The sequence below is a fragment of the Bradyrhizobium sp. BRP20 genome, from assembly GCF_020194215.1.
In the GTDB taxonomy this organism is placed as follows: domain Bacteria; phylum Pseudomonadota; class Alphaproteobacteria; order Rhizobiales; family Xanthobacteraceae; genus Bradyrhizobium; species Bradyrhizobium yuanmingense.
Genome location: NZ_JADYVY010000004.1, coordinates 52,195 through 64,689 on the forward strand (window position 1 = coordinate 52,195; position 12,495 = coordinate 64,689).

Consider the following 12,495-nt stretch of genomic DNA (forward strand, 5'->3'; position numbering starts at 1 on the left):
AGAGCGGCTTCGCTTGGGCTCCTCCTGCCTCGTTCGCGTTCTCATTTTCTCGATCATGCCAGCCACCTCGAACAAACCTTATCGCGTCGGCCGCTCCAAGACCGGGCTCGGCCTCTTCGCCACCAAGCCGATCAAGAAGGGGACCCGGATCATCCGCTATTTCGGACCGATTCTGGACTCGCGGATTCCCGAGCACGACGAGATCGAGAACAAATATCTGTTCGAGCTCAACGGGCGCTGGACCATCGACGGCTCGGTGCGCAAGAACCTCGCCCGCTACATCAACCATTCCTGCCGGCCCAACGCCGAGTCCGACGTCCGCCCGCGCGAGCGCAAGGTGTTCATCCGCGCCATCAGGAACATCGAGCCGGGCGACGAGATCAACTACGATTATGGCACCGACTATTTCAAAGCCTATCTGAAGCCGATCGGCTGCAAATGCGATTCATGCGAGAAGAAGCGCAAGAAGCTGCGCGCTGAGGCGCGGGCGGAATCCGCCAAGGTGAAGGCGCGGGCCGAGCGCAAGGCGCAGAAGGCGGGGGCGAAAACCACCGCTACGAAAAAGAAGAAGCTGAACGGCAAGCACTTCCCCGGCAAGGTCGGCCGCGCCAAGGCGTAGCCTCGGATTGGTCGTCGCGCGCCTTCTGCCGCGCGAGCTGACAGGCTTCGCGCAAGGCCAAAGCTCTCGGCTCGCCCTCAGCCCGAGAACGACGTTCTCGTCTCCTCTCCGTCATTGCGAGCGAAAGCGACTTGTCCGCCGAAGCCTGGCGAAGGCGGAAGCAATCCAGAATCCTGCCGCGGAAAGATTCTTCGCTGCTCACCGCAGGCGTTGCTGGCCTCCATCTCGTTGCTCTGCATGACCAACCATTTCGGGCACAATTAAGCGAAACAACCGGAATAATCCCACCCACTTTGGATTGGAATTTGGAGCACCGGGGATTTATTTATTGCCGTACCCGACCGTAACCGTGAGACGACGATGCGAAGCTTTGGCATCCTATATCGAGATGTCTGCGCAGGAGTTGGATGTTTGTTCCTGTCGATGACCACGCTATGGCCGTCCGGGGCAATTGGCGGCGAAATGAGTTTGACGTGTGTTTATGAGATTATGACGTCCGCCCGAGAGGCCATGGTTCTTTGTGAAGGCACGCTCGATCGCAAGAGTGAGCATACTTATCAGGAATTCCGCGCGACCTTGAAAAGGTTCATCAACGAAAACGCAAAATTGGATAATGACAAAATCGCCGCCGACTATGATCGAGTGCGGAGCCTGTGGGCACGAGAGGAAGTCGCGAAGGGCTTTTGTGAGCTGCCAGAGTACCTGGCTTTGAAGGTGATGTTGCAGGAACTCTTGCAGCGAGAAGCAACGTTCCGCGAACGGCTTGAACGATCGGTGGATCCAACGGCGGGAGAATGCCTCTAGTCTTTCTGACGATCCAGTTGAGCCCCACTAGGTAATGAATTTAGCCCTTGGATGGGTTGAGTCTTGCGAACCCATCGCTTTTCCGCGCAGCTCGCCGTTCTCGCTGCCTACCGGCGAGGCGTCGGGCAAAATACCCGAAGTCTGTCAATCTCGTCCGGCGAAAATATATCGCTTTTCCGAATTTCGGATTTGTGGCATGTGTTGCCTATCCCGGCCCTGCCAGAGGGGCGCTTCGCGATCGTCACGAGATGCGGGCCGGGGGTGCGGTGGACGCGGTAGCGCCGGCGCGATTGGCTTGAGGACAGGGCGGGCAACCGTGAGTCTCAGGCGATGCGCATACGACACGGCGCGGTCACAGTGGTTTGGTCGATGGTCTGGGGTGCGCACACCAAGCCCCGGGCGCTGAGGCCAAATCGTCCGCGGACGGAGAAGTCGTGTGGTCCTGACGCCCGGGGTCTGTGCGTCAAGGCTTGCGGTGATGCGGCGGCCCGACCGGGTGCGCGCATCAGAGAAGCCGCAAGGCGACGGGGGCAATAGTGCAACGCTCCCCGAGGAGAGCACGAAGGACACCGTTAAAACCATCCGCGCAGGGAAGGCCGGGCGACCGGCAACACCTGTGGTCCACCCCGTGTGCATGTCCTTGTACACGGACTCGGGTGCCGCCGGCGCCCGGCCTTCCCTGCGCCCTCCGGCAACCGAAGGGCGCAAGCAACGAAGCAAAGCTCGGGCGAAATCCGCCGCGAGAACGCGAGGTCATGCATGCATCCGGGTACGATCCCATATGACGAAGCCTTCGCGTTCCCCGGTTTGCGCCGCGGAGCTGGCACGCAAGGATCACGCCGCCACGGCGCGCCCGCTCTTCTTCAAGCCCACATATTGCAGCTCGGCGAACACGCCGGTGGCTATGGCTTGCGCGACGACCATGAGCTGACCGGCGAGGTTCGGCGACACCGCGCCCGAAAGCAGCAGCGCGATGCTGCCGACGGTCCAGGCGGCATTGCCGATCACGACCAGTAGCACCAGCGATTTCGCGACCGTGGCCCGCGAGGCGAGCCAGCCGACCAAGCCGGTGTAGGCGATCAGGAACAGACCGGTCTCGCGCAGCAGCGCTTCGGGCAGGTTGAACAGCGCTGCGAATGCGGTCGCGCCGAAGGTGAAGCCGAGTGCGGCGACGCCGCTGAAGACGGCGTCGGCGAACAGGGCGCGGCGCAGGAAGGTGGATGCATCGATCATCTCAGGGTCTCCTTGGTTGGGCTGGGGTGGAACTTTAGCGCCGACCGCGCCACCAGGCGCGGAGCAGACGGGCGAGCCGGAACGGGCAGAGGCTCCTGCCGACGCCGTGCTCGAAGGCGATGACCTGCGCGAGGACATAGTCGCCGGTCGAATGCACCAGCGGCTCGGGCATGTTGAGGCTGCGCGCCAGCATCCGCGTTGCGAACGCCATGGCCCAGGGCAAAACGTGGTCTGCGACGGTCCGGTAGAGCAGCAACGCGATCATGGTCATCTCCTGTTGCGACCAAAGATGCGCGTGCTCGTCCCCCATTTCGATTACCTCGGTGGTAATGGAAGCGCCTAAATTCGCGTGCTAGCTTTTGACCATGAACGCATATGCATCCACCGCACGCACCGAACGCAGCCAGCCGGTCCATATCGGCGACCATTTGCGCGAATGGCGGCAGCGCCGCCGCATGAGCCAGCTCGATCTCGCCGGCGAAGCCGAGATCTCGGCGCGGCATTTGAGCTTCGTCGAGACCGGTCGCGCCGCGCCCTCGCGCGACATGGTGCTCAGGCTCGCCGAGCGGCTCGACGTGCCCTTGCGCGAACGCAACGTGCTGCTGGTCGCAGCCGGTTTCGCTCCGGCCTTTCCACAGCGCCCGCTGGAGGATCCCGCCTTGAAATCAGCCCGTGCGGCGATCGACCTCGTCTTGAAAGCGCATGAGCCCAATCCGGCGCTCGCGGTGGACCGGCACTGGAACCTGGTCTCCGCCAATCGCATGGTGGCGCCGCTGCTCGATGGCATCCCGCAGCATCTGCTCGGCCAGCCCGTCAACGTGCTGCGGCTGGCATTCCATCCCGAGGCGTTGGCACCGCGCACGGTCAATCTCGCCGAATGGTGCGGGCACCTCCTGGAACGGCTGCACCGGCAGTGCGAGGCGACAGCGGATCCGGAGCTGATCAAACTCTACAATGATCTGAAGAGCTATCCGATTCCAGCGCGCTCGGCCCCGCTGTCGAGCGACAACGTCGCGATCCCGTTCAAGCTGCGGCATGGCGGGGAGATCCTCAGCTTCTTCTCCACCACCATGGTGTTCGGCACGCCGGTCGACATCACCCTGTCGGAGCTGGCGCTGGAGACGTTCTTTCCGGCGGACGAGCGCACCGCCGAACGGCTGAAGCAGATCGCGGCCGGGCTGCGCTAGCGCCGTTTACAGGACGGAGCAGCGCTCGCATAATCGGCGGATGGACACACGCGCGTTCCGGCGATTGCGGCCGGCCAATCCCGTCGGTGATCTCCTGCGCGGCTGGCGCACCCGTCGTGCATTGAGCCAGGCGGAGCTGGCGTTCGAGGCCGGCATTTCGATCAAGCATCTGAGCTATGTCGAGACCGGGAAGGCGGCGGCAAGCCGGGACATCCTGCTGCAGCTCGCGTCGGCGCTCGATCTGTCGTTGCGTGATCGCAATGCGCTGCTCGAGGCCGGCGGCTTCGCGCGGCAATATGGCGAGCGCGATCTGTCGGCGCCGGAGCTTGCCGAGGCGCGGCGTGCCATCGATCTTCTGCTTCTCCGTCACGAGCCGTTCCCGGCAATCGTCACCGACCGGCGCTGGAACGTGATGCAGGCCAATCGCGCCGCCTCGCGCCTGATGACCATGCTGCTTGGCCCTCTACGCATGCAGCGGCCGCTCAACCACATGCGCATGTTCCTCGCTCCCGACGAGCTCAAGCCGTTCGTCGAGAACTGGCCGATTGTTGCGGCCGCGCTGCTGACGCGGGCGCGGCATGAGGCAATGGCCGCGCCGCTCGACGAGGCCCTGCAATCGACCTGGCGCGAATTGATGCGGCTGCCGCAGCTGCCTGCGCCGGCGACCGAGGACAATGCCGCCCCGGGGCCGCTCTGCGAGGTGCGCCTGCGAAAGGGCGATATCGGCATTGGTCTGATCGGTGCCGTGCTGACGCTCGGCACCCCCCAGGACGTCACGCTGCAGGAGCTTCGCGTCGAGATGTTCATGCCTGTTGATGCCGCCTCCGAGGCCGCCTTGGTCGCGCTTGCAGATCAGGACGCTTGAGCCTGCACGGCTTCGCGCCGCTCGAAGCTCATGGCCTGCATCACCTCCGCGAAGGGCCCGTTGCGGTCACTCAGTGTCGCCGTGGTGAGGCCCGCGCCATGGGCGCCGACGCGCGTCGCGGCGCGGATCAGGATCCATTCGCCCTCGGGCGGACGGAAGAAATACAGGCTGATCTCCGGGTTGATGAAGGTCCATTGGCGCATGTCGACGATCTGCGCGACGCCGCTGGAGAAGTCCGCCGCCTGCACCGCCTGGAGCAGCGGCGTGTTCGGCTCGCCCTCGACCAGCGGCGCATCGAGCCGCATCCAGGCCGCGGCCGGGCCCGGCTTCTCCAGCGCGCCCTCAATGAGCCGCACCGACACGTTCTGGAAATAACGGCTCCATTTCTGCGCGAAGGCGGGCGGCGGGCTGCCGGCCTCGGGGCCCTTGTCGACGGGCGTGGGCCTCGCGAACGGATCGATGGGCGACTCGCCGCTCGGCGCCGTCAGCAGCGCCGTGCAGCGGCCGATCTCGGTCTCGCCGTCCATCAGCCGCACCTGCAGGGTCTTGGCCTTGCGACCGTCGCGCAGCAGCTCGCTGACCGCCCTGAACAGGCGCAGGCCCGCCGGCCGCCACAGATCGAAGGTCAGGCGCCGCACAGCAAAGCCGGATCTGGCGGCGAGGCGCTCGACCTCACGGGTCATCAGCGCGGTGGTGGCGCTTCCCTGCAGCATGTCCGGCGACCACGGCCCGCCGGCATGCTCGGTGGCCCGGAACAGTTCGCCGTCCGGCTTGAAAATGGCGCTCATCGCGGTCTCCCCTTTGGGCTTGATTGTGGCCGTAAGTATCGTGGCCGTAAGTATCGGGGCGGGGAGAACCGGTCACAATAACCGCAGAGGTGAAGTCGTGAGCCATGCAGGACGGGTGCCTTGCGCCGCCCCCGGTTCGGCTTATGTTCGGGCGGACCCTCGAAGTGCCCGAAGGAGGCGCCTGACATGAGCACGCTGAAACCGCTCCAGATCGACGTCGTCTCAGATGTGGTCTGCCCCTGGTGCTATATCGGCAAGCATCGCATCGAGAGCGCGCTGGCGCTGGTGCCTGACGTTCCGGTCAAGCTCAATTTCCGTCCCTTCTTCCTCAATCCCTGGGTGCCGCGCGAGGGCATCAGCCGCGAGGCCTATCTCACCCAGAAGTTCGGCTCGGTCGAAGCCTATAAGGGCATTGCGGGACGCGTCGTCGCGGCCGCGAGCGAGGAGGGGCTCGTCTACAAGCCGGAGCTCGTGGCGCGCCAGCCCAACACGACCGACTGCCACCGCCTGATCCTCTGGGCGGAAGCGATCGGCAAGGCGCCTGAGATGAAGCAGCGCCTGATGGAGCTGTACTTCCGCGACGGCGGCGATCTCACCGATGTGAACGTGCTGGTGCAGGCGGCGGCCGACATCGGCCTCGATGCCGACGACGTGCGCAAGCGCCTCGCCACCGACGAAGACGTCGCGCGCGTCTCGGCAGATGCGCAGGAAGCCGCCGACAAGGGCATCTCCGGCGTGCCGACCTACGTCTTTGCGCAGAAGTACGCCGTCTCCGGCGCGCAGGATCCGAACCTGCTTGCCCGCGCCATCCGCCAGGTCTCCGAGGAGATCAACGCGCAGGCGGCGGAGTAACTTTTTATTTTCGGAGCCGGCGAACCACGCCGCGCGCGGCCTCGTGCGCGGCGTTGAGGCCGACCAGCGCGCCGTGAATGAGCGCCACGACCGGATCGTGCCGCCGCAGCGGGATCAGCACATCGGCGATCGCGAGGCGTCCGCGCCAGATCGGGTTGATCATGGGGTGATCCGCATTCGCCGTCGAGTCCGCGCTGGCGATGGCCGCGTCGGCGCAGAGATGACGGGTGAGGTCGAGCGTGAGCTGCACGCCCGGCGAATATTTTGCAAAGCGCTCGTCGATCCCGAGCTTGAAGAAGAAGGCACGATCCTGATGGCGCAACACGATGCCGGCGGCAATCGGCGTCGCGCCGGCGCGAAGGGTGACGATCTCGCACTGCGCGGTCTCTGCCAGCGCGGGAACTGCGCGGCGGATGAACGTTGCGTCGCCCGGATGCTGGACCAGCGCGGTGCCGCGCTTGCCCTTCCAGCCGCTGGCTTCGAGCTGCAGAAAGGTTTCGAGCGCACGTCCGATCTGGTCGGTGCTGCGCGCAACCTCGAACACGACGGGGCCGTGCTCCTCGAGACGGTGACGCTGGCGCCGCAGCTCCTTGAGCTTCTTGGCGCCGAGCGCCTCGCGCAACAGCGTGTCGCCATCCTGCGTCGCATCGAGGCTGGCGCGGATGTAGGAGCTGAGGATTCTCGGCTTCAGGCCGTCGCGCTTCAGCACCTGGTTGAGTGATGCCATGGCTGCGCCGTCGAGCGCGACGTCGGTCAGCACGAGCGCATGCGCGCCGGCCTCGCGCGCCTGCTGCAGCAGACGCTTGGCGGCTTCGAGCGGAGCGTCGCGGTCGAGCAGCGGGCTGCACAGCGTGCCATAGGGATGCGCGCTCACCAGGGCGGGCAGGGGAATCTTCAAAGCGCGCCAGAGTGAGACCACCGGCATCAGGCCGATCAGCCGGGCCGAAGTGCCGTCAAATGCGGCTAGCGCCAAGGCATCCGTGCGACCGCGCGCAGTTGCGCTGACGGCGAGCTCCCAGGCAGGCAGGTAATATCCGTTCGGCTCGATCGCCCGCTGCGCCAGCGCGCGCCATTGGCCGGTGTCGACGGCGGCAAGCGGGACAGGCGCGCGCGCCGTCACGGCATCCCTTGCCGATGCCGGATTGATCGCAGCCTGATGCGCGATGTCGACCACGTCCCGTCGTCCCCGTTCACGCGAGCTGAGCCCGTGCCACCGGTTATGCTTAGCGCAAAGATTGGAAAATACCGTTGGCACGCCGCCGCAATTCGAGCGGTGGTGTTAACATTCCATTCAGCATCCGGCCGCGGCTTGACCCTGAGGAATCGTGGCTAGTCTCCCGGCACGAAATGATCGCGGGTGCTCGCGCGGCCGCCGCTGGTGGTATCGGTGATGGTGATCTCGATGTCGCGGGAGGTCTTCGGCAGGTCGCTGGGCCCAACCTGTACCGACAGCCTGACCTCGCGGGTCTGATCCTGCCCGACCTCGATGATGGGCTTGCCGCCAGGTTCCGCCTCGATGCCGGCGACGCGAATGGTCGCGCCCGGCAGACCGGAGACTTCGAGCGCAAACGATCGCTGTGCACTCTTGTTGAGGATACGCACGGTGTAGTCGTTGCGCACGCCGCCGTCCGAAAGCTGGACGAAGAGGGGATTGCGCTCGTGCAGTACGTTGACGTCCATCGTCGCGCGAGTGGCGAGAGTGTACAGCATGATGCTGCCCACAATGGCGATGGCCGCGGCATAGATCAGCGTGCGCGGACGGATGATGCGGTAGATCGGCGGCTTGCCCTCGCGTCGGCGCTGCATGTTGATGTCGGTGTCGTAGCCGATCAGGCCCTGGGGCCGGCCGATGTCGCGCATGACGTTATCGCAGGCGTCGATGCACAGGCCGCACTGGATGCAGCCGAGCTGGATGCCGTGGCGGATGTCGATGCCGGTGGGGCAGACATTGATGCACTGATGGCAGTCGACGCAATCGCCGGCGGGATCGCCATGGGCGCGCGCGGCATCCGCCTTCTTCACCGACATGCGCGGCTCGCCGCGGTCACGCCGATAGGTGACGTTGAGCGCCCATTCGTCGGTCAGCGCTGCCTGGATCCGCGGCCACGGGCACATGTAGATGCACATCTGCTCGCGAGCGTGACCGGCAAAGACATAGGTCGTAGCGGTGAGGATGCCGATCCAGAGATAGGCGATGAACGGGGCCTGGAAGGTCGCGAGCTCCTTCACCAGCGTCGGCGCGTCGGAAAAGTAGAGCACCCAGGCGCCGCCGGTCCACCAGGCGATCATGATCCAGAGGAAGTGCTTGAGCGCGACCTTGCGAAGGTGGTCGAACGTCCAGTAGCGCTTGTCGCCCTGCATGCGCTCGCGCCGGTCGCCCTCGACCCAACGCTCGACCGCGTAGAACAGGTCGGTCCACACCGTCTGCGGGCACATGTAGCCGCACCACAGCCGTCCCGCGACCGCGTTCATCAGGAACAGAATCATCGCCGCGATGATGAGGAGACCGGTGAAATAATAGACCTCCTGCGGCCACAGCTCGATGAAGAAGAAATAGAAGCGCCGATGCTGGAAGTCGATCAGCACGGCCTGGTCGGGCAGGCCGGGTCCGCGATTCCAGCGCACGAACGGCAGCAGGTAATAGGTTCCGAGCGTGACGCACAGGATCGCCCATTTGATGCGGCGGAAAGGGCCATTGACCGACTGCGGGTAGACCTTCTTCCGCTTCTCGTAGAGAGGCCCCTCGATGAAGGTGTCGTCGGTCATCCCATGCTCCCCGCGTTTTGCGAAGGCGAGAGTCCGACTTGCCGGCGCAGAAGAGCCGGCAAAGAATCTCCAGCACTGCGCGGACTTTCGGGCTCGCGATGTTGTAGTATATCGTTTGGCCGTCCCGCTTTGGTTTGACCAAGCTCAATGCGCGCATCTTTCCGAGATGCTGGGATAGCGCGGCCATGGTATTTGCGCCCTACGCAAGGGCGCTCTCGCTCAGGAGAGGTCATGGTCACGACGTCTTTTACGCCGATCGCGTCGCTCGTTGGCGGTGCGATGATTGGCCTCGCGGCCGTTCTGCTGATGTGGGCAACGGGTCGGATCGCCGGCGTCAGCGGCATCGCGGCGCGGCTGTTTCCGCCCTATGAGGACAGCGAACTCGCTGGGCGCCTTGCCTTCGTCGCCGGTCTTGCTGCTGCGCCCGTGCTGGTCCGGCTCGTCACCGGAGGTCTGCCGGAGCAGACGATCGCGGCGGGGCCGGCCCTCCTGATCATCGGCGGATTGCTCACGGGTTTCGGTTCGGTGTGGGGCAGCGTGCACCTCGGGCCACGGCGTTTGCGGCCTGTCGCGGCTGTCGGTGCGCTCGCTGGTTGCGACCATCACCTTCATGGCCGCCGGCATGGCGACCGTGTTCTTGATGCGGCACTGGAACTGACGGCGATGGCAATCCTGGTTCAATTCGCGATTGGGCTGATCTTCGGCCTCGGCCTCATCGTCTCCGGCATGTCGAACCCCGCAAAGGTGCTGAACTTCCTGGACGTCGCCGGCATTCAGGCAGGGACATGGGATGCGAGCCTCGCTTTCGTGATGGCGGGCGCGGTGGCCGTGACCTTCGTCGGCTTCAGCCGCGTTCTCAAGCTTCCGCGTCCATTCTTCGCTGATCGATTCTATTTGCCGACGCGGCGAGACATCGACCCCAGGATCGTCGCAGGTCCGGCGATCTTCGGCATCGGCTGGGGGCTGGTAGGCTTTTGCCCGGGGCCGGCGCTGACCGCGCTCGGATTTGGCTCGCTCTCCGCCGTCATCTTTGTCGTGGCGATGTGCGCCGGCATGGTGCTCGCCCGCTTCATCGCTCAGCTGCCGTCATCGACGCGCTACATCACGCCGGCCGATCCACTCGAAACCTGAGGTCACGGGACCGGGCGAATAGTCTCGCCCGGTCTCCGACCATCAAGCCTTCATCGCTCACCAGCTACCGACGCCGACGCTGACGCCGGGCGCGCGAATGCCGACGCCGGCGCGCGGGCCGTCATCGTAGTGGCGATGATAGCTCCGGCGCTCATAGTAGCGGTCGCGCGGCATGTAATTGTAGGAATCGCGCACGATCACGCGCGACCCGCCGCGCGTGCGATAGCAGCGACCATCCTCGTCGCAGACGAGTCGCACCTGCTGCACGAGATCCGGATTGGTGTATTCGCTGGTCGTATAGATATCGGAAGCCTTGGCCCCCGAGGCGGCGGCCAAGGCCCCCACGCCTGCCAGCAGCGCAATAGTCAACGTCCTCATCATGTCCTCCTCGAAACTGCCCTCGGCGGTAACAAGAAGGGGAGGCGGTGATCGTTCCGGGTCATCTACAGGTTTTTCCCGGAACCTGTGTCAGGGGCGGGTTCCTAGATCGGCTCGTAAGTCTCCGTGCCGCAGATGTCGTCGGCGTCGGCGCGCCGGCGGTCCACGACCCTGCCGTCGTTGATCGTCACGATGTAGGTCTGGGCGCCGAGCGACGTACCGGTCGCCGAGGTGAGCTGCGCGCGGACGCACGCGGTCCAGCCCGGTCCTCGCAGCTCACGATGCGGCGGGGCGACGTGAACCTCGCGCGGATAGGACGTTGCGAGAAAGACGACGTCGATCTGCTCGCGCACCACGCGCTTGACGTCGGGCGGCGCTTCCGGCGGCTGCTCGGGCTCCTTCATGCGCATGAATTCCGGCACCGGTGCGCGGCTGTCGGCAAAGCCGCAGGCACCGAGCGCAAGCGCGCCAATGAGCAGCGCCGCATGAGCAATGATCCGCAACATCCGTGAAAGGTCCCCTGCGGGCCGACAGATAGGCACGAATGCGATCGGACGAAGTCCAGGCCGATCAAGATTTGCTGAAGTCTCGGAACCCGCGGCATTGCTATTCCGCGGTTGCGGGCTCGTTTGTACCCCACGCGAGGGGGATTGCTGCAATGCGGATTTTGGTCATCGCGGCCGCGGTGCTGGCGGTGACCGCCGGCTCAGTGCAGGCGCCAGCCCAATGAAGCCGCCCAAGCCGATCGACAACAGTCCCAAGGTCGACGAGAAGGTCTACAAGGCCGCGCTCGAGCGCATTCCCGAGCCCAAGGACAAGTACGACCCCTGGGGCGGCGCCCGCCCGGGCGAGCCTGCCACGAAACCGAAATGACGGGAGGCGGATGGCGCGGACTTGTGTTTCAGGTTTGGCGAAGCGTCGTCGCTCCTGTCGCGCGCAATCGATCACCCGGGCGGGCGAATCGTTGCGGGGGCATCATCGATCGCGATCGTCACGCGCGTGATTGCGCGCCCGCTGGCAGCCACGCCGTCTATCGAAGCAATCATGATCGCGTTGTGCATGCGATGCGAACCTTCGTTCACATCGCGCCGGCTATTGCACGAAAGCGAGGCCGACGCGCTTGTCGCTGCGCCAAACTGTGCGACAATGCCGTACGAAATCGTCACACGCGATCGAGAGCGTGACCGATTGCGGCAACATGACGGGAGTGTCGAGGTCGATCGCCGCGCCGCCCGCCGACATGTTTCGCACTGTGCAAGGAATGCCGCTGTTTTCAAAGGTGATCTTTCCACCCTTGAAAACACGGTGACGTTGCGATGTGCGCTTCTCAATCATCCGCGTTAGTCCTGCCGATTAGTAGGAAGTAGTGCAGAGAAATTACGTTGAACTAAACTCAATACTGGCGCTACTTGCACGGCGTTTCAGACTTTGTTTACGACGTTGGAGCGGCGAGCCGCTCCCACGAACCTGCCCAAAGAGCCTACCCAAAGAGCCTACACAAGTGCCTTTCCTTTATGGCGCGACGCGCCAATGGAGATATTGATGAAGACTTCGCTTTCGATTTTGTTCGCCGCAGCGCTCTCGCTGGCCTCGATGCCCGCCCACGCCGTCAAGTGGGACCTCTCGACCATGACCTGCAAGCAGTTCCTCGAGAGCGGCGAGGACAACATCGGCGTCGTGCTGACCTGGATGGACGGCTGGTACAAGGGCGACGAGGACAACGCGATCATCGACACCGACATCTTCATCGAGAATGCCAAGAAGTTCGGCGCCTATTGCGGAAAGAATCCGACCGTCAGCGTCGTCACCGCGGCCGACGAGATCCTCGGCAAGTGACATTGCCGGCGCAATGACGGCAAGCGCGATCGCGCT

15 protein-coding genes and 3 pseudogenes are annotated in these 12,495 nt (G+C 64.6%); 9 read left to right on the forward strand and 9 right to left on the reverse strand.

Annotated features, from left to right (window positions below):
• The first annotated feature begins 55 nt into the window (after positions 1-55).
• Both I6F33_RS11470 and I6F33_RS11475 read left to right on the forward strand, forming a co-directional pair.
• Positions 56-619, forward strand: coding sequence for an SET domain-containing protein (locus tag I6F33_RS11470; RefSeq protein WP_036013055.1), 564 nt, complete (start codon positions 56-58; stop codon positions 617-619).
• Positions 620-1,030: 411 nt separating this feature from the next.
• Positions 1,031-1,423 (forward strand): hypothetical protein, encoded by a 393-nt coding sequence (locus I6F33_RS11475; RefSeq protein WP_157784088.1) that lies wholly within the window; start codon positions 1,031-1,033, stop codon positions 1,421-1,423.
• Between the two features lie 834 nt (positions 1,424-2,257).
• Here I6F33_RS11475 and I6F33_RS11480 read toward each other — a convergent pair.
• Together I6F33_RS11480 and I6F33_RS11485 are read right to left on the reverse strand one after the other, a co-directional pair.
• Entirely contained in the window at positions 2,258-2,656 is a 399-nt protein-coding gene (locus I6F33_RS11480; protein ID WP_225142525.1) for a hypothetical protein, read from the reverse strand.
• 34 nt (positions 2,657-2,690) lie between these two features.
• On the reverse strand, positions 2,691-2,921 hold the full coding sequence (locus tag I6F33_RS11485; RefSeq protein ID WP_193374993.1) for a hypothetical protein: 231 nt from the start codon (positions 2,919-2,921) through the stop codon (positions 2,691-2,693).
• Positions 2,922-3,021: 100 nt separating this feature from the next.
• Between I6F33_RS11485 and I6F33_RS11490 the strand changes: the two genes are divergently transcribed.
• A complete protein-coding gene (locus I6F33_RS11490; protein WP_225142527.1) occupies positions 3,022-3,843 on the forward strand; it encodes a helix-turn-helix domain-containing protein in 822 nt (273 codons plus the stop codon).
• A 40-nt stretch (positions 3,844-3,883) separates the two neighbouring features.
• Entirely contained in the window at positions 3,884-4,708 is an 825-nt protein-coding gene (locus I6F33_RS11495) for a helix-turn-helix domain-containing protein (protein WP_225142528.1), read from the forward strand.
• Here the strand turns inward: I6F33_RS11495 and I6F33_RS11500 are convergent.
• On the reverse strand, positions 4,696-5,496 hold the full coding sequence (locus I6F33_RS11500) for a thioesterase family protein (RefSeq protein ID WP_225114246.1): 801 nt from the start codon (positions 5,494-5,496) through the stop codon (positions 4,696-4,698). The two genes, I6F33_RS11495 and I6F33_RS11500, sit on opposite strands and share 13 nt — an antisense overlap.
• A gap of 186 nt (positions 5,497-5,682) precedes the next feature.
• On the opposite strand from I6F33_RS11500, the gene I6F33_RS11505 reads away from it, so the two are divergent.
• Positions 5,683-6,348: a DsbA family oxidoreductase gene (locus tag I6F33_RS11505; RefSeq protein WP_036043828.1), complete on the forward strand. Its 666-nt coding sequence runs from the start codon at positions 5,683-5,685 to the stop codon at positions 6,346-6,348.
• A 4-nt stretch (positions 6,349-6,352) separates the two neighbouring features.
• Here the strand turns inward: I6F33_RS11505 and I6F33_RS11510 are convergent, their stop codons facing one another.
• The 3 genes and pseudogenes from I6F33_RS11510 to I6F33_RS11520 all read right to left on the reverse strand — a co-directional run.
• The gene (locus I6F33_RS11510; protein ID WP_225142529.1) at positions 6,353-7,522 is read right to left on the reverse strand and encodes a GNAT family N-acetyltransferase; all 1,170 of its coding nucleotides are present in this window, start codon (positions 7,520-7,522) and stop codon (positions 6,353-6,355) included.
• 155 nt (positions 7,523-7,677) lie between these two features.
• Entirely contained in the window at positions 7,678-9,114 is a 1,437-nt protein-coding gene (ccoG, locus tag I6F33_RS11515; protein WP_225142530.1) for a cytochrome c oxidase accessory protein CcoG, read from the reverse strand.
• A gap of 43 nt (positions 9,115-9,157) precedes the next feature.
• Positions 9,158-9,298, reverse strand: a pseudogene (locus tag I6F33_RS11520) (ArsR/SmtB family transcription factor); the annotation flags it as partial.
• A 47-nt stretch (positions 9,299-9,345) separates the two neighbouring features.
• On the opposite strand from I6F33_RS11520, the pseudogene I6F33_RS11525 reads away from it, so the two are divergent.
• Positions 9,346-9,772: pseudogene (locus I6F33_RS11525) on the forward strand (YeeE/YedE family protein).
• Between the two features lie 5 nt (positions 9,773-9,777).
• Positions 9,778-10,245, forward strand: a complete 468-nt coding sequence (locus tag I6F33_RS11530) for a DUF6691 family protein (protein ID WP_036013015.1) — start codon at positions 9,778-9,780, stop codon at positions 10,243-10,245.
• A 57-nt stretch (positions 10,246-10,302) separates the two neighbouring features.
• Here the strand turns inward: I6F33_RS11530 and I6F33_RS11535 are convergent, their stop codons facing one another.
• Positions 10,303-10,626: a hypothetical protein gene (locus tag I6F33_RS11535; protein ID WP_036013014.1), complete on the reverse strand. Its 324-nt coding sequence runs from the start codon at positions 10,624-10,626 to the stop codon at positions 10,303-10,305.
• A gap of 101 nt (positions 10,627-10,727) precedes the next feature.
• A complete protein-coding gene (locus I6F33_RS11540) occupies positions 10,728-11,129 on the reverse strand; it encodes a hypothetical protein (RefSeq protein ID WP_036027875.1) in 402 nt (133 codons plus the stop codon).
• Positions 11,130-11,281: 152 nt separating this feature from the next.
• On the opposite strand from I6F33_RS11540, the pseudogene I6F33_RS11545 reads away from it, so the two are divergent.
• Positions 11,282-11,496: pseudogene (locus tag I6F33_RS11545) on the forward strand (hypothetical protein).
• 219 nt (positions 11,497-11,715) lie between these two features.
• Here the strand turns inward: I6F33_RS11545 and I6F33_RS11550 are convergent.
• Positions 11,716-11,958, reverse strand: a complete 243-nt coding sequence (locus tag I6F33_RS11550) for a PilZ domain-containing protein (protein ID WP_225114243.1) — start codon at positions 11,956-11,958, stop codon at positions 11,716-11,718.
• A 207-nt stretch (positions 11,959-12,165) separates the two neighbouring features.
• Here I6F33_RS11550 and I6F33_RS11555 point away from each other — a divergent pair, with 207 nt between their 5' ends.
• Entirely contained in the window at positions 12,166-12,459 is a 294-nt protein-coding gene (locus I6F33_RS11555; RefSeq protein WP_036013032.1) for an HdeA family protein, read from the forward strand.
• The last annotated feature ends 36 nt before the right edge of the window (positions 12,460-12,495 follow it).

Coding starts and splice junctions, on each gene's coding strand:
- I6F33_RS11470 (WP_036013055.1), top strand. CDS start 56: ATGCCAGCCACCTCGAACAAACCTTATCGCGTCGGCCGCTCCAAGACC.
- I6F33_RS11480 (WP_225142525.1), bottom strand. CDS start 2,656: ATGATCGATGCATCCACCTTCCTGCGCCGCGCCCTGTTCGCCGACGCC.
- I6F33_RS11485 (WP_193374993.1), bottom strand. CDS start 2,921: ATGATCGCGTTGCTGCTCTACCGGACCGTCGCAGACCACGTTTTGCCC.
- I6F33_RS11490 (WP_225142527.1), top strand. CDS start 3,022: ATGAACGCATATGCATCCACCGCACGCACCGAACGCAGCCAGCCGGTC.
- I6F33_RS11495 (WP_225142528.1), top strand. CDS start 3,884: ATGGACACACGCGCGTTCCGGCGATTGCGGCCGGCCAATCCCGTCGGT.
- I6F33_RS11500 (WP_225114246.1), bottom strand. CDS start 5,496: ATGAGCGCCATTTTCAAGCCGGACGGCGAACTGTTCCGGGCCACCGAG.
- I6F33_RS11505 (WP_036043828.1), top strand. CDS start 5,683: ATGAGCACGCTGAAACCGCTCCAGATCGACGTCGTCTCAGATGTGGTC.
- ccoG (WP_225142530.1), bottom strand. CDS start 9,114: ATGACCGACGACACCTTCATCGAGGGGCCTCTCTACGAGAAGCGGAAG.
- I6F33_RS11530 (WP_036013015.1), top strand. CDS start 9,778: ATGGCAATCCTGGTTCAATTCGCGATTGGGCTGATCTTCGGCCTCGGC.
- I6F33_RS11535 (WP_036013014.1), bottom strand. CDS start 10,626: ATGATGAGGACGTTGACTATTGCGCTGCTGGCAGGCGTGGGGGCCTTG.
- I6F33_RS11540 (WP_036027875.1), bottom strand. CDS start 11,129: ATGTTGCGGATCATTGCTCATGCGGCGCTGCTCATTGGCGCGCTTGCG.
- I6F33_RS11550 (WP_225114243.1), bottom strand. CDS start 11,958: ATGATTGAGAAGCGCACATCGCAACGTCACCGTGTTTTCAAGGGTGGA.
- I6F33_RS11555 (WP_036013032.1), top strand. CDS start 12,166: ATGAAGACTTCGCTTTCGATTTTGTTCGCCGCAGCGCTCTCGCTGGCC.